Raw genomic sequence first — 14003 nt, forward strand, 5'->3', positions numbered from 1 at the left:
TGAATTGTCGAGCGACAAAAGCGCTCAACGATTCGCACAGGAAATATACGAATGAAGCCCAGTGCATTGCACTGGGCTTCAAACTGACTGATCAGATTCTATCAGTCGAACGTTTCCCTATAGAGCTGATGCAACTTCAGGAGCAGCCGGTAGCGACCAGGCTTTCGCATAAACCTTTGGTTGGCTCTGGGCTACTTCAACATGAGCTGCACGGGCTTGAGCATTGATAGCAACGGTGGTTGCATCGTAGGTTTGTGTCGCCAGTTTGGGATAAATCCCGATCGCAATAATCAATGCGAGGAATGAGAAGGCGATGAACAGTTCACGAGGACGTACATCATCGAAGCGAGATTCATCGGGTAATTCGCAGTTGGTACCGAAGCACACCGCATCTACACCGCTTTGATTCTCGGGCGTAACTTGGGTGTTGCCCACTTCACAAACCGGAGCAGAACCCGAGTTGAAGAACACCTGACGCAGCATGGAAAGCATGTAGATGGGGGTGATGATAACCCCAACAGCGGCCAGGAAAACAGCAACAGTACGGAAGGGAGAGGTGTAGAGGTCGCTGGTGCTCATGCCCAGGAAGACACTCAGTTCTCCAGCGAAGCCGCTCATGCCAGGGAGGGCCAGGGAGGCCATGGAACCTGCGGTGAACAGAGCAAAGGTCTTGGGCATCGCCTGACCAATGCCACCCAGAGCATTCATGTTGAGGCTGTGGGTGCGATCGTAAGTAACCCCTACCAGGAAGAACAGAACCGAGGCAATCAACCCGTGGGAAATCATCTGTAGCATTGCGCCGTTCACCCCAATGTCGGTGAAGGATGCAATTCCCAGCAATACAAAGCCCATGTGGGAGACCGAGGAGTACGCCAGACGGCGCTTCATGTTGGACTGGCCGAAGGAGTTGAAGCCCCCGTAGATGATGTTAACCACACCCAGGACAACCAGAATCGGCGCAAAGTAAACGTGGGCGTGGGGCAGGAGTTCCATGTTGAGGCGAATCAAGCCGTAGCCACCCATCTTCAGCAACACACCCGCCAGAATCATCGAAACTGGGGCAGACGCTTCACCGTGAGCATCAGGCAACCAGGTATGGAGGGGAAAGATAGCCAGCTTAACGCCGAAGGAAATCAGAAGACCCGCATAGAGGAACAGTTCCAAAGCGAGGGGGAATTGGCGCATGGCCAGCTCAGCCATGTCAAAGGTAATGGGGCCATTACCGTAAAAGGCGAGACCCAGACCAGCGACGAGGATAAAGACAGAGGCCGCAGCAGTATAAATCAGGAACTTGGTTGCAGCGTAGTGGCGACGCTGACCACCCCAAATAGAAACTAACAAATAGACGGGAACCAGTTCCAGTTCCCACATCACGAAGAATAGGATGATATCTGTAGCGGCAAATACCCCAATCTGGGCCGCATACAGCACCAGCATTAAGAAGTAGAACAGCTTAGGTTTGCGATCTACCTGCCAGGCAGAGAGGATAGACAGGGTGGTAACGAAACCTGCCAACAGTACCAGGGGCATGGAGAGGCCGTCTACAGCCAGGGACCAACTCAGGCCTAACTGCGGAATCCAGTTGAACCGCTCGACCATCTGGAAGGAGGTTGCCTGGGGGTCGTAGTTTTCCCAGAAGGCGTAGCACATGAGGGCAAAGTCTACACTGGCTACGCTGAGTGCGAACCAGCGGGTCACCTTACCAGATTTGTCGGGCAGGATGGGGATGAGGAAAGCGGCCACCAGCGGGAGGAGTGTGATGGTGGTGAGCCAGGGAAAGTGAGCAAGAGTCATAACGATTAGGTTGGTTCCTGTGTCAGGTAAGGTCAGTGGATGTTGCGAGAAGCCCGTGTTTGCTGGGTGAGGCTGTGGCGATTGCTCCATCACCGATCCTCTAAGTCAACGAAACACCGCTCCTGGAATGGCGTGATTCGAACGTTTATCAGACTCGGCCGTAGAGGAGAGCTGAAGAAACGAGATGAACGTAAGTATCAAGCGGCCATTCACAAGTCCACGCTGGAGCGTGTCTATCTAACACAACAACCGCTTGAGTTTTGAGGCTCCTTGAAGTCGATAGGTATATTTTACTAGCCTACGACGCGATGTAAAGATTTTTTACCAGCAAATGATCCAATCCTTACCCTTAAAGAAATTGATGATCATCGGCCTTTTCATAGAGTATTAAAACAATTCTCTACAACCTAAGTTCGAGATAAGTTGAAGTGCCCATTTTGGCGTGTGCTTCACACACGCCAAAATGGGTGTTTTCGAGTGCAGCGTTACGCTGCACTCGAAAACACCCTTAACCCGAACTCAGATTCAATAGCTGCCCTCAGTTCTTTTTAGGTTTTCCTATGGGTAATCAAGCCAGTAGGGCACTCGCATGGTGCCGAATATGATCGGCCATAAACGTGGAAATAAAGTAATAACCGTGGTCATATCCCTCCTGCATCCGCAGTTGCAGAGGTTGACCTGCCTGTTTACAAGCCGCTGCAAGAACTTCGGGCAAGAGTTGATTTTGGCCCAGGAAGGGGTCGGTACTTCCCTGATCTACGAGGATGGGGCGATCGCCATTCGCATAGCTTTTCACCAATTCGGTCGCATCATAAAGTTTCCAGGCGTCGTGGTTCTCGCCCAGGTAGCGACTCAGCGCTTTTTGCCCCCAGGGACATTGAGAGGGGGCAGAGATGGGGGCGAAAGCGGAGATAGAACGGTAGCGATCGGGATTTCGTAGACCGCAGACCAGCGCACCATGGCCTCCCATAGAGTGGCCGAAAATGCCAGCGCGATCGCCCCTCACCGAAAAGTTAGCTTCAATCAGTTGAGGTAATTCTTCGGTGACATAGCTATACATGCGGTAGTTAGCATTCCAGGGGCTTTCTGTGGCATCCACATAGAACCCGGCTCCCTGGCCAAAATCCCAGGATTCCTCTTCGTCGGGGACATGGTCACCTCGGGGGCTGGTATCGGGTACCACCAGCATTAACCCCGCTTCTGCCGCATACTGCTGAGCCCCCGCTTTCACCATGAAATTTTCCTCTGTGCAGGTCAGCCCGGATAGGAAATACAGCACCGGAACGGGGGCTAATTTTGCATGGGGTGGAATATAAACCGAGAACCGCATATCGCAGCGACACTGCTCAGAGGCGTGAGAATAAAAACCAACGGTGCCGCCAAAGCAGGCATGTTGACTGTGCAAGGTGAGTGAATCCATAGCGTTTTCAACAGGGAACGAGTGATAAGAGCGAATAGAACCTTTTACGGTGGGCCATAGCAGTTTCCGTATAGGAAGGCTTGGCACCTACTCAAAGTTCAGTTTTCGGGCGCTAAGCGCCCGAAAAAGCGACCTTACCTAGTAAACCACCACACTCCGGATTGACTCCCCTGAATGCATTAAATCGAACGCATCGTTAATCCGCTCCAGGGGCAGGGTATGGGTGATCAGGTCATCAATGTTGATCTTGTTTTCCATGTACCAATCCACAATTTTAGGGACATCGGTGCGGCCTCTGGCTCCACCAAAGGCGCTACCTTTCCAGACGCGCCCGGTCACCAGTTGAAAGGGGCGGGTGCTAATTTCTTCTCCAGCTCCGGCCACACCGATGATGGTAGAAACGCCCCAGCCCTTATGGCAGCACTCCAAAGCCTGGCGCATGACGTGGACGTTGCCGATGCATTCAAAGGAATAGTCGGCACCACCATCAGTCAGCTCAACCAGATGAGCCACGAGGTCGCCTTCAATTTCCTTGGGGTTGACGAAGTGGGTCATGCCAAATTTTTCGGCGATCGCCCGCTTGCTCGGGTTCAGATCCACCCCCACAATCATGTCAGCCCCTACCATGCGGCAGCCCTGAATTACATTCAGTCCAATCCCGCCGAGGCCGAACACGACAACTTTAGCGCCTGCCTCCACCTTGGCGGTGAAGAGTACGGCACCAACTCCCGTAGTAACGCCACAGCCGATATAGCACACCTTATCAAAGGGAGCATCCTCGCGGATTTTGGCGAGAGCAATTTCAGGCAGCACCGTGTAATTAGCAAAGGTGGAGGTGCCCATGTAGTGATACAAAGGCTTGCCGTTGCAGGAGAAGCGGCTGGAGCCATCGGGCATCACGCCTTGGCCCTGGGTGGAGCGGATTGCCTGACACAGGTTAGTTTTTCGGCTGAGGCAGAATTTGCACTGGCGGCACTCGGGGGTGTAGAGGGGGATGACGTGATCGCCCACCTTCAGGCTCTTTACCCCTGGCCCCACTTCGACCACGACACCGGCCCCTTCATGGCCCAAAATCGTTGGGAACAGCCCTTCGGGGTCTTTGCCCGACAAGGTGAATGCATCGGTATGACATACTCCGGTTGCTTTAATTTCGACTAAAACTTCGCCGTCCTTTGGCCCTTCTAATTGAACGGTTTCAATACTGAGCGGTTTTCCCGCTTCATGGGCAACGGCAGCCTTTACGTCCATCGATCCAAATTCCTACTCTGCTTAGATAGGTTTCAATCGCTTCGATTATCGCGATTTCGAGGGAGCAGTGTGTGAAAAATTCCCGGATTATTAAGAAAAAAGCCAGTGATATTTAATGGCTGATTCATCAAAACCCTTATGTTAGGGAGGTTGCATGCAACCTCCCTAACATAAGGGTTTCAGCAAATAGAAGTTGAAGCTGATTCGCTGCAAAAACTACCGAAAAAATCTGCCCTAGACGGAATTATCCCAACTCAGCGAATGGTATAGAATCGGTGGACTCAATATTACAGCAACGATTTGATATGGCTGAGCCTGATAAAAACCTCATCAAAATCGAGCCTGGTACGCTACTGGTCATCATTGCAGCCCTACTGCTGGTGCCCCTTCTGCTAGCTGGATTTTTATCTCAATAACCCGATTACGGGATAAGCCTAGATGGGCGTTTTTGAGTGCAGCGTACGGCGCCCGAAAACGCCTTTAACCCGAACTCAGGTTCAATAAATCCTCTTCGTTCAATCCAGTTACTTGATACATCAGGATACACAGCACAATGTGCCATATGTTTTTACGTTGACAACAAATTTGATACTTCAATCAAATTGCCGTCGGGGTCACGGATGTAAATGGAGAGAATGGAGCCGGTGGCTCCGGTGCGTTGAACGGGACCCTCAATAATGGGAACATTGCAGGCAGTGATGTGAGCGATCGCCTCCTCTAAAGGCACAGTAGTCAAAAAACACAAATCCGCAGAACCGGGGGTTGGGACGGTCGCTTTTGGCAGAAATTCCTTCCCTTGTTGATGCAAATTGATCTTCTGGTTACCAAAGGCTAATGCCCGACGCCCCTCCCCAAAGGCGATAACCTGCATTCCCAATACCTGAGTATAAAAATCACAAGTTCTGTCAATATCTCGCACGGTCAATACAAGATGGTCAAGATGGCTAATGTTCATATCCAGTGACATGGCACCCAAGGTGAAAACGTGTGTTCAGTAATATGTAATTCTCTTTGTAAAGATGTTGCTGTACCGATGCCCTCACAAAGAGAATTACATATTAAATAAATAAAACCGAGAGAGTGGGCTTCGCCCACTCTCTCGGTTTTATTTTCAAGCAAGTTCGTAATCACTAGGAACGCTATGAACGAGAAACCCATCGTCGATGTTAGGAGATTTCCAGAAAAGAACTTCCCCATTTTTTGGAAAAAAGGCGCGGCAAAGCCGCGCCTTTTTTCCAAAAAATGGGGATATTGTTTCCCAGAAATCTCCTTAGTTTGTGAATTTGATGAAAATACCTCACGCGCAGGCGTCCGTCGGCTGGAAATTCGGTATCAGGTCGATGACGAAACCTGGAAGGAACTAACCCAGCAGGCAAGGATGGTATTTCAGGGAGAACCTTACTTCAACCTCGCCCCGTAAAAGGCTCGAAGTGAGCCTCACAAGGTAAGACATGTCACACCCCAATTCTGCCTCTCAATCACTTGACGCAGCTTATAACTCGCTAGTCGGATTAGCGGTTGGTGATGCTTTTGGTGATCAGTTTTTTCGGCTTTTGGCGCAGTACGAATCACCCGCTGAAAATCGTATTCTTCCGCCCAGGCCCTGGTCCTGGACCGATGATACCAACATGGCTCTTTCGATTTATTCAGTGCTTCGACAGGATGGCCATATTGAGCCCAATCGTCTGGCTCAAGATTTTCTTGAGCGTTATAACCCAAGCCGTGATTACGGCCCGGCGCTGAATCGCTTGTTGCGTGAAACAGCCTGTGGAGCAGACTTGGTACAGGCAGCCAAGACTCAATTTGGTGGGCAAGGCTCTTACGGTAATGGTGCGGCAATGCGAGTCGCTCCGCTTGGTGCTTTTTTTTCGGCTGATTTGTCGGCTGTTGTGGAGCAAGCTCGGGCATCAGCGCTCACCACACACACCCATCCAGAAGCCGTAGCGGGAGCGATCGCCGTTGCAGTGGCTGCAGCTTATGCAACTCAGTTGTGTGGAAGTCCACCCCCAATACCCCGCGAGTTTCTCACCCTGGTATTGCCCCTTATCCCACCGAGCGAGGTAGCCTCAAAGGTTGCGCGGGCATGCGAGTTTGAACCGGGGATGTCGGTTTACCGCGTTGCGGCAAAATTGGGCAGTGGCTCTAAGATTTCGGCGCAGGATACGGTTCCATACACACTATGGTGTGCAAGCCAGCAGCTAGGGAATTATGAAGAAGCCCTATGGCTGACGGTAAAAGGGTTAGGTGATGTAGATACAACTTGTGCGATAGTCGGGGGCATCGTGGCGTGCTATACCGGGCAAGCTGAAATTCCCATGGAGTGGAAAAATGCCTGTGAACCGCTACCCTCTTGGATTGATTGAATAAAGAGAGGGGGGTGCTTAGCACCCCCCTCTCTTTATTCAATCGCGATAGTAAAGCGAAACGTTACTGGGGAATTGTGATATCGACCGGAGTCACTCTGCCATTGGGGGCAATGGTAGAAAGGGAGGGTTGAATTCCTGCCGCGTTACCGACAACGAGGGTAACCAACTGCTCAGGCTTCAGTTGACTTTGGGCCGCTTCCAAAACGTCTTGAGGAGTAATCGCTTCCACTTCTTTCTGGTAGCGGAAGATGAAATCATCGGGGTAGCCGTAGTACTCGTAGCGGATCAGGCGGGAGAGCGTTTGATAAGGTTCCTGAAAGTTGAAAACAAAAGCATTCAGTACCGCTTCCTTGGCGCTAGCAACCTCCGCCTCACTCACAGGTTCCTCCCGTACTTTCTCAACCTCAGACATAAACGCCTGGATGAACGGAACCGTAGCATCGGTACGAGTCTGCCCGCCACCGACAAATAGGCCAGGGTAATCAAATCGCGGGCTCCAATAGGCATATACCACATAGGCTAAGCCCTGGCGCGATCGCACCTCATTCACCAACCGTCCCCCAAAGCCATTCAGCACTTCGTTCAGCACCGACATGGCTGCGTGGCTTGGGTTATCTAACTGTCCACCCAGATGGCCGATCTGGATGTAGCTTTGGGTCAGCTGCGGTTGATCAACCAGGAAGACACCACCCGTTTGGGCCTGGGCAACCGGGGGTAGCTCCGTGCGGGCACGGTTAGCCTGGGCCGAAGCGGGCCAGTTATTGAAGGTGGTCTCAATGAGCGATCGCATCTTCGCCGAGTCAAAATCTCCCAGAATGCCCAGAATCATGTTGTCGGGGTGGAAGTATTGCTGGTGAAAACGCACCAGATCATCGCGGCTAATCGCGTTGAGCGTGGCGTACTCCACCGTTCGAGCGTAGGGGCTCTCTTGACCGTAGATCAGCTTATTAAACTCACGGCTGGCGATGCCATCAGGCTCATCGTTACGGCGGGCAATGGAGCCTTGCCACTGGGTTTTGGCCAGGTCGATTTTGTCCTGGGGAAAGGCAGGTTGGCGTAGCACTTCGGCAAACAGGGTGAACACGGTATCCAGATCCTCAGTCAGGCTGCTAAAGCTGACCGATCCACTGGTGGTATCAATGCCCGTTTCAATGTACGCAGCCCGCTGTTCTAACAGTTGATTCAGCACATCACCGGGATGGGCCGTACTGCCGCCAATCCGCATCACCTGGCCAATGATAGCGGCTAAACCAGTTTGGTTCGCTGGTTCCAGGCGAGCACCCGTACGGATGGTAGAAAACCCGCTCACCAGGGGCAATTCGTGGTCTTCCACCAGATACACCACCATGCCGTTGCTCAGCTCGAACCGGGTGTAGTCGGGCAGCGTCACCTCAGGCAAGGGGGGAAACTGAATCTGGTCGTAGTGCAGAGCTTCATTGGCTCGAACTGGAGATGGTAACCCCATCAGTGCAACCATCAAGCCTGCCAGAAAAAACATCAGGGAGCGTTTGTAGAATCGTCGCCCTGGGACGAGCCCACGCTGACGGGAAAAAATTGTCTGTATCGGTACCCACAACATAGGGGTCAAAGTCTCCTTTCAAGTCGCTGGATAAGATCGATGGGTGTCACAACCCCTCAATCGAAATCGTGTTTAAGGATTTTTCTGTGCATCTTGCCCACAGAAGAACCTTCAATCTAGGGCTGCGTTAGAGCAGTTGTTTTTCGTACGCTTGGCACAAAAAACCCGTTGACCTAGGGCTGTGTTGTGGTGGACAGGAGCCGACCCACAGTTAATTTTTCCGGTACAAAGGTCTGTTGAGCCACCTGCTGTACCTGTGCAGCATCAACAGCTTCCAGCGCTTTCAGATCTTCGAATAAATTGCGCCAACTCCCGGTTTTGGCTTCGTATTCAGGCAACAGGCTCGCCATGCCCTGATTGGAGGACAGCGTTTGCAGGGTACCAACGCGCACCTGGGTCTTCACGCGATCCAGCTCCTCCACGGAGACGGGTTCGGTCTTCAGCCGTTCCAGTTCCCGATCCAAAACAGTGGCAACTTCTTCAATCGTATGACCGGGACCCGTGAGGGCATAGAGCAGCATGGCGTTGGGGTAGCGATCGCCCGGAAAGCTATTCGCCACATCCACACTTAGAGCCAGGCCAGTTTCCACCAGCGTTTGATAGAGGCGGGAAGTGCGACCTCCAACCAACAGAGACGTTATCACCGAATAGACCTCATCCGTGGGGTCTGTAAGGCTGGGACGCTGATAGCCTTCCAGATACCAGGGTTCACTCTGGAGGTTAAGCACAACTTCTCTGGGCGCAGTTTGCTGGGGAGCCTCGGCCACAACATCCGGGGCTCGCGATTCTCGATTGAGCCGCCCGAAGTAGGTTTCAGCCATGCGTTTCACGGCCTGGGTATCTACATCACCGACCACAGCCATCACCATGCGATTGGGGGTGTAGTAGGTGTTGTAGAAGTCTGCAATATCCTTTCGAGTCAGCGTCGCAAGGTCTTCTGCATAGCCGATCACAGGCCGACCGTAAGGGTGGCCCGGAAATGCGGCTTCCAGAAACGCTTCGATCATTTTGCCGATGGGAGAATTATCCGTCCGCATCCGGCGTTCTTCTAGAATCACGTCTTTCTCTTCGTAAAATTCACGAAAGACGGGTTCCAAAAAGCGTTCAGATTCCAGCGACATCCATAGCTCTAGTTTGTTGGAGGGGAAGCTATAGAAGTAACGGGTGGCATCAGCGGAGGTGGTAGCGTTCAACCCAACTCCCCCGGAGCGCTCAACCAATTGCCCGAACTCATTTTGCTTCACATAGGTGGCCGCCTGCTGGCGCAAGGTATCAAATTCGGTCTGTAGCTGAGCCACTTCAGACTCTTGCTGCTTAGCTCGGGCATCCAGGAGTTTGCCAAACACCTGATCCATCTGCTCGAATAGCCGCTTTTCTGCATCGTAGTTGGTGGTTCCGATACGATGTGTTCCTTTAAATGCCAGGTGTTCCAGGAAGTGCGCCGCCCCGGTTTTGCCTTCCGTCTCGTAGGCAGCACCCACGTTTACGTAGGTCATGAACGACACCACAGGGGCTTGATGGCGTTCCATGACGATAAATTTCATGCCATTGTCGAGGGTAAACTCGCTGATGCGATCCAACACTCGGTCGATGTAGGGCTGAAGGTCGAGCGTCGGTGAGGCGGTTTCGGTGCGGGCGATCGCCGTCAAGGGCAAACTGCACCACATCCATACCCCCACCAGCACCATCAGAACCAGGCGCTTAAGGGAATTGACCATAAAATTTCTAAGTGCGATGAACGAAACGTGGGGGACTCTAAACCTTGAAGGTTGGCTTGCTATAGCCACCCCTCGGCATGGTAACCCAGGAAACTAAAGACAGGGATTGAGCTTGAAGGTTTCTGAGATGTCGATCTCAGGGTCCACTTAATCCACCGTCCACTATAGCCTTCCAACGAGCTAGGCGGCTCTCCGCTCATTCCGGCAAAATCTCTTTATATAGCACTACGCGCTTAGAAGCAGCAGGATTGTTTTTGGAAAGCCTTGCTGCACACAGCTTTCCAAAAACAATCGATTCTAACCAAACGATATAAAGCGATATATAGCAATGTGCAAGTGCGTTAAGTACAGCAACGGTGGTGTGGGGCACTTAGTGCCCCACACCACCGTACTTAATCGACCCGCACAGCGATATAGGCTGTTGAACCCAAAATTTTGGATGGATTGGCGTGTTACCGCGGTTCCTAGGCAAAATTTTGGGTTTAACAGCCCAGATACGCAAAATCCCTGGCTTGTCGACAAGCCAGGGAAGAGGTGTAGTCAGCATAGCCAGCGGGTGTAATGCCCTATTGCATCGGATGATTGTGAACAGCACGGTGATATTGGTGATAAAACACCAGGTAAGCATCGAAGAGGAACCCAACGAGACTACAGGCCACCGCAATCGTTAGTACGCCTGTAATCCAGTGGCCAGAGCCAAAAATTTGAAAAAATTGTAGGACTAACTGATTCAGCTCTTGCCCAATGGGGGCAATACCTGGAATGTGGCTCGCCAGGGCCGTGGTTCCTACAAGCCCGGTTAGCAGCAGCAGCGGTACCAGGAATGCAAAAAAGCTGGCGATAAAGAGCGATCGCATCAAACTCATCATGTCAATCATCAGGGTGACAGGGATCAATGTAGCGAACTCAGACAGCACAAAAGCGCAAGCTTTTCGTGCAGAGAGGCGATAATTCTACGATAAGGGGTGGAAGGGCGATCGCCTGTAGAATGCCAGAAATCTTAAATCGCTCTCAGAAAAGCCAGAAAATTTTGCGTAGGCTTCTCATATAGTGAGCAAGGCAGGTTAACAGGGGTTCATGAAGCCGTTTGTTACGACGACAGCAAGTAGGTGGCAGCATGGCACAGGATGTGGGAACAGGTAGCTTGAGACGGTGGGCAGAGCGTCTTACCGCCGCCGTTTTCTTGGGAGGGCAGGTGCTGGTGCATCTGTTAGGCGGGAAAATCCACCGCCGCAACATTATGGAACAGATGGCTATGGTGGGGCCGGGGTCATTGCTGATTGCCCTGCTCACCGCTGCCACTGTGGGGATGGTGTTTACCATTCAGGTATCCCGCGAGTTCATTAATTTGGGGGCAGGGACTGCGGTTGGGGGGGTATTGGCCCTGGCCCTTTCCCGCGAGTTGGCTCCGGTACTGACCGCTGTGATCGTGGCGGGTCGGGTTGGCTCGGCCTTTGCTGCCGAGATTGGCACTATGCAGGTGACTGAACAGATCGACGCATTGTATATGCTGCGTACCGACCCCATCGACTATCTGGTAATTCCCCGGGTAATTGCCTGCGGATTGATGTTACCGCTGCTGTCTCTGCTGTCGTTCGTCACTGGGATGTCTGGAGGGGTACTGATTGCCAACACGATGTTTGGTATTGACCCCAAAGTATTCCTTGATTCTGCTCAAAATTTCTTGATGGTTTCCGACTTAACCAGCGCCATCATCAAATCTGTGGTGTTTGGGGTTTTGATTGCCATTATTGGCTCCAGTTGGGGGCTGACCACCACGGGCGGTGCAAAAGGGGTCGGGCAATCGACCACGACTGCTGTGGTGACATCCTTGTTAGCGATCTTTGTGACTAATTTTTTCCTGTCCTGGCTGTTATTTCAGGGCTTAAGCTAGTCCTGCACGGTGAAATCAACCTGTGTTGGATGGTGTGGCATACGAGACCCCTCACCACCCAACATAGACAAAATTAGGAGATTTCCAGTAATGGAATTACCCCCAGAATGTTGGTACTTTGCCCGCGAAGCGGGCAAAGTACCAACATTCTAGGTAAATTCTTATGCAGAAACCTCCTTAAGCCGCTGAATAGGCTTTTTAGGAGAATTCCTCTAGCAAGTTGAACCGAAAACACGTCAGTTCGGGAAAGCCGAACCGCCCATTATTGCGTGCGCGACGCGCACGCAATAATGGGCTTTTTCGAGTGCCGCGCTTCGCGCGGCACTCGAAAAAGCCCTTAACCCGACTGACGTTAAAACCACTCATTGCCAACAGCGCATAAAGCTGATCCTCTCCCACCGATGCGAAGCGCCACATTCACCTCCCATCAATAACCCTTTAGCGCAAGGGGGTCTGGGGGAAGGTGCCCCGTCCTCCAGCCGAGGGGTTTGGGGAGCAGCGCGTCCCCAAGCAGAGTCTCTAATACTCCCCCCTGATTGCACTGTTCAAGTTAATTCAGTGCAAAAGGTAGTGTGTGGCGTGTAGTGCCACACACTACCTTTTGTACTGAATCAACCTACTAACACCGTAGGACTTGCTGTGAAGGATCACCTTCTTTCAGGTAAGTACTGACCACCATCAACCACACCAACAATTTCCAGATCATCATTAAAAATGGCGAGGTTAGCGATTGCCCCCTCCCCAATCCAGCCCAGTTCACCATCGACGCCGATCGCCCGCGCCGGATATAAAGTCGCCATCCGAAGCGCTTCCTCCAGGGGAATATCAACATGGTGAACGCAGTTGGCAACGGCTTCTATCATAGTCAGTGCCGAGCCACCCAAGGTGCCATCTGCCGACACACACATTCCATCCCGATAGAAAACCTCTTGCCCACCAATCATGAACGATGCCATGTCAGTCCCGACAGGCGGCGTTGCGTCCGTAACCAGAATCAGCTTCTCGCCCTTCAGTTGTTTGGATAGGCGAATGCTGTCGAAATGAACATGATGCCCATCTGCAATAATGCCAGCGTAAACATCAGGCCTACAGAAAACAGCCCCGACCATACCGGGATTGCGTCCTTGCCAGGGGGTCATGGCATTAAACAGGTGCGTTGCCATCCTCACCCCAGCATCAAACCCAGCGATCGCCTCCCCATAGGTGGCATCCGTATGCCCGGCCGACACCAAAATGCCCTGCTCTGTCAGCACTTGAATTTGTTCAGCACTGGCCTGTTCTGGAGCCAGGGTCACCAGCTTCACCGTCTCTCGGCCCGCAGCAGCGATCGCCTCCAACATTTCCCAGTCAGGCTTTCGAACAAAATCGCCGTTGTGAATGCCCTTGCGTGTTGGGTTTAGGTATGGCCCCTCCAGATGCAGGCCCAAGACCCGGTAGGGGTGGGCCTGACGATAATGGGATACGAGGGCGATCGCTTCCCGCATATCTTTATCCCCAGCCGTAATTAATGTGGGCAGATAGCTGGTAGTTCCACTTTGTAAGTTCGTCTGGTGCATGATGTCCAACGTTTCCGCAGTGATAGCGTCATTGAACATCACCCCACCACAGCCATTCAGTTGCAGATCAATGAAGCTGGGGGAAACGTTGGCCCCAGCTAAATCGATCGTGGGGCAATTGGCGGGTAATGCATCCAGGGAACTGAAGGAGTGGATGCGATCGCCAGCGATGACGAGGGCGCGATCGCGTACTATCGCCATCCCCGTGTAAAATGTCCCATTCACCAACGCGTACTGATTCATACCCCTCACTCCCACACTGAGCTACTACAGGCCTTACTTCCTGCAACACCTAATAATTTAACGGCACAGTTCATCCTATCGCGACACTTTATTTCTTCAATTTCTACAGTGCTGGATGGATCGATTCAGCAGTTAATGTGTGGAGGTAATCTCCACACATTAACTGCTTGTGATTCTATACAAGT

11 protein-coding genes are annotated in these 14003 nt (G+C 52.1%); 3 read left to right on the forward strand and 8 right to left on the reverse strand.

Translation table 11 applies throughout. From position 1 onward, the window contains the following. Positions 1–117 precede the first annotated feature (117 nt). The 4 genes from NDI52_RS23020 to NDI52_RS23035 all read right to left on the reverse strand — a co-directional run bounded on the left by NDI52_RS23020 (position 118) and on the right by NDI52_RS23035 (position 5417). The gene (locus tag NDI52_RS23020; protein ID WP_190775550.1) at positions 118–1794 is read right to left on the reverse strand and encodes an NAD(P)H-quinone oxidoreductase subunit 4; all 1677 of its coding nucleotides are present in this window, start codon (positions 1792–1794) and stop codon (positions 118–120) included. 568 nt (positions 1795–2362) lie between these two features. Next, positions 2363–3214: an S-formylglutathione hydrolase gene (gene fghA / locus NDI52_RS23025; protein WP_190775518.1), complete on the reverse strand. Its 852-nt coding sequence runs from the start codon at positions 3212–3214 to the stop codon at positions 2363–2365. Between the two features lie 138 nt (positions 3215–3352). Further along, positions 3353–4462: an S-(hydroxymethyl)glutathione dehydrogenase/class III alcohol dehydrogenase gene (locus NDI52_RS23030; RefSeq protein ID WP_190775519.1), complete on the reverse strand. Its 1110-nt coding sequence runs from the start codon at positions 4460–4462 to the stop codon at positions 3353–3355. A gap of 568 nt (positions 4463–5030) precedes the next feature. After that, positions 5031–5417 carry a VOC family protein gene (locus NDI52_RS23035; RefSeq protein ID WP_190775551.1) on the reverse strand — a complete coding sequence of 129 codons (387 nt, stop codon included), beginning with the start codon at positions 5415–5417 and terminating at the stop codon, positions 5031–5033. 186 nt (positions 5418–5603) lie between these two features. On the opposite strand from NDI52_RS23035, the gene NDI52_RS23040 reads away from it, so the two are divergent. Together NDI52_RS23040 and NDI52_RS23045 are read left to right on the forward strand one after the other, a co-directional pair. Continuing rightward, positions 5604–5882 (forward strand): hypothetical protein, encoded by a 279-nt coding sequence (locus NDI52_RS23040; RefSeq protein WP_190775520.1) that lies wholly within the window; start codon positions 5604–5606, stop codon positions 5880–5882. Positions 5883–5913: 31 nt separating this feature from the next. Next, a complete protein-coding gene (locus NDI52_RS23045; protein ID WP_190775521.1) occupies positions 5914–6825 on the forward strand; it encodes an ADP-ribosylglycohydrolase family protein in 912 nt (303 codons plus the stop codon). Between the two features lie 64 nt (positions 6826–6889). Here the strand turns inward: NDI52_RS23045 and NDI52_RS23050 are convergent, their stop codons facing one another. From NDI52_RS23050 to NDI52_RS23060, 3 genes are all read right to left on the reverse strand, one after another. Continuing rightward, entirely contained in the window at positions 6890–8305 is a 1416-nt protein-coding gene (locus tag NDI52_RS23050; protein ID WP_347280073.1) for a pitrilysin family protein, read from the reverse strand. Between the two features lie 275 nt (positions 8306–8580). Next, the gene (locus tag NDI52_RS23055; RefSeq protein ID WP_190775522.1) at positions 8581–10125 is read right to left on the reverse strand and encodes a pitrilysin family protein; all 1545 of its coding nucleotides are present in this window, start codon (positions 10123–10125) and stop codon (positions 8581–8583) included. A 566-nt stretch (positions 10126–10691) separates the two neighbouring features. Further along, on the reverse strand, positions 10692–11003 hold the full coding sequence (locus NDI52_RS23060; protein ID WP_190775523.1) for a hypothetical protein: 312 nt from the start codon (positions 11001–11003) through the stop codon (positions 10692–10694). Positions 11004–11242: 239 nt separating this feature from the next. Here NDI52_RS23060 and NDI52_RS23065 point away from each other — a divergent pair, with 239 nt between their 5' ends. After that, the gene (locus tag NDI52_RS23065) at positions 11243–12019 is read left to right on the forward strand and encodes an MlaE family lipid ABC transporter permease subunit (RefSeq protein WP_190789504.1); all 777 of its coding nucleotides are present in this window, start codon (positions 11243–11245) and stop codon (positions 12017–12019) included. Between the two features lie 647 nt (positions 12020–12666). Here the strand turns inward: NDI52_RS23065 and nagA are convergent. Then, complete coding sequence (gene nagA / locus NDI52_RS23070) at positions 12667–13818, reverse strand: N-acetylglucosamine-6-phosphate deacetylase (protein ID WP_190775524.1); 1152 nt, start codon at positions 13816–13818, stop codon at positions 12667–12669. Positions 13819–14003: the final 185 nt, after the last annotated feature.

This window comes from Leptolyngbya sp. PL-A3, assembly GCF_039962325.1.
Lineage (GTDB): Bacteria > Cyanobacteriota > Cyanobacteriia > Elainellales > Elainellaceae > Vacuolonema.

Bases quoted from the DNA above. Each gene is read 5' to 3' on its own strand.
- NDI52_RS23020 (WP_190775550.1), bottom strand. From the start codon at position 1,794: ATGACTCTTGCTCACTTTCCCTGGCTCACCACCATCACACTCCTCCCG.
- fghA (WP_190775518.1), bottom strand. From the start codon at position 3,214: ATGGATTCACTCACCTTGCACAGTCAACATGCCTGCTTTGGCGGCACC.
- NDI52_RS23030 (WP_190775519.1), bottom strand. From the start codon at position 4,462: ATGGACGTAAAGGCTGCCGTTGCCCATGAAGCGGGAAAACCGCTCAGT.
- NDI52_RS23035 (WP_190775551.1), bottom strand. From the start codon at position 5,417: ATGAACATTAGCCATCTTGACCATCTTGTATTGACCGTGCGAGATATT.
- NDI52_RS23040 (WP_190775520.1), top strand. From the start codon at position 5,604: ATGAACGAGAAACCCATCGTCGATGTTAGGAGATTTCCAGAAAAGAAC.
- NDI52_RS23045 (WP_190775521.1), top strand. From the start codon at position 5,914: ATGTCACACCCCAATTCTGCCTCTCAATCACTTGACGCAGCTTATAAC.
- NDI52_RS23050 (WP_347280073.1), bottom strand. From the start codon at position 8,305: ATGGTTGCACTGATGGGGTTACCATCTCCAGTTCGAGCCAATGAAGCT.
- NDI52_RS23055 (WP_190775522.1), bottom strand. From the start codon at position 10,125: ATGGTCAATTCCCTTAAGCGCCTGGTTCTGATGGTGCTGGTGGGGGTA.
- NDI52_RS23060 (WP_190775523.1), bottom strand. From the start codon at position 11,003: ATGATTGACATGATGAGTTTGATGCGATCGCTCTTTATCGCCAGCTTT.
- NDI52_RS23065 (WP_190789504.1), top strand. From the start codon at position 11,243: ATGGCACAGGATGTGGGAACAGGTAGCTTGAGACGGTGGGCAGAGCGT.
- nagA (WP_190775524.1), bottom strand. From the start codon at position 13,818: ATGAATCAGTACGCGTTGGTGAATGGGACATTTTACACGGGGATGGCG.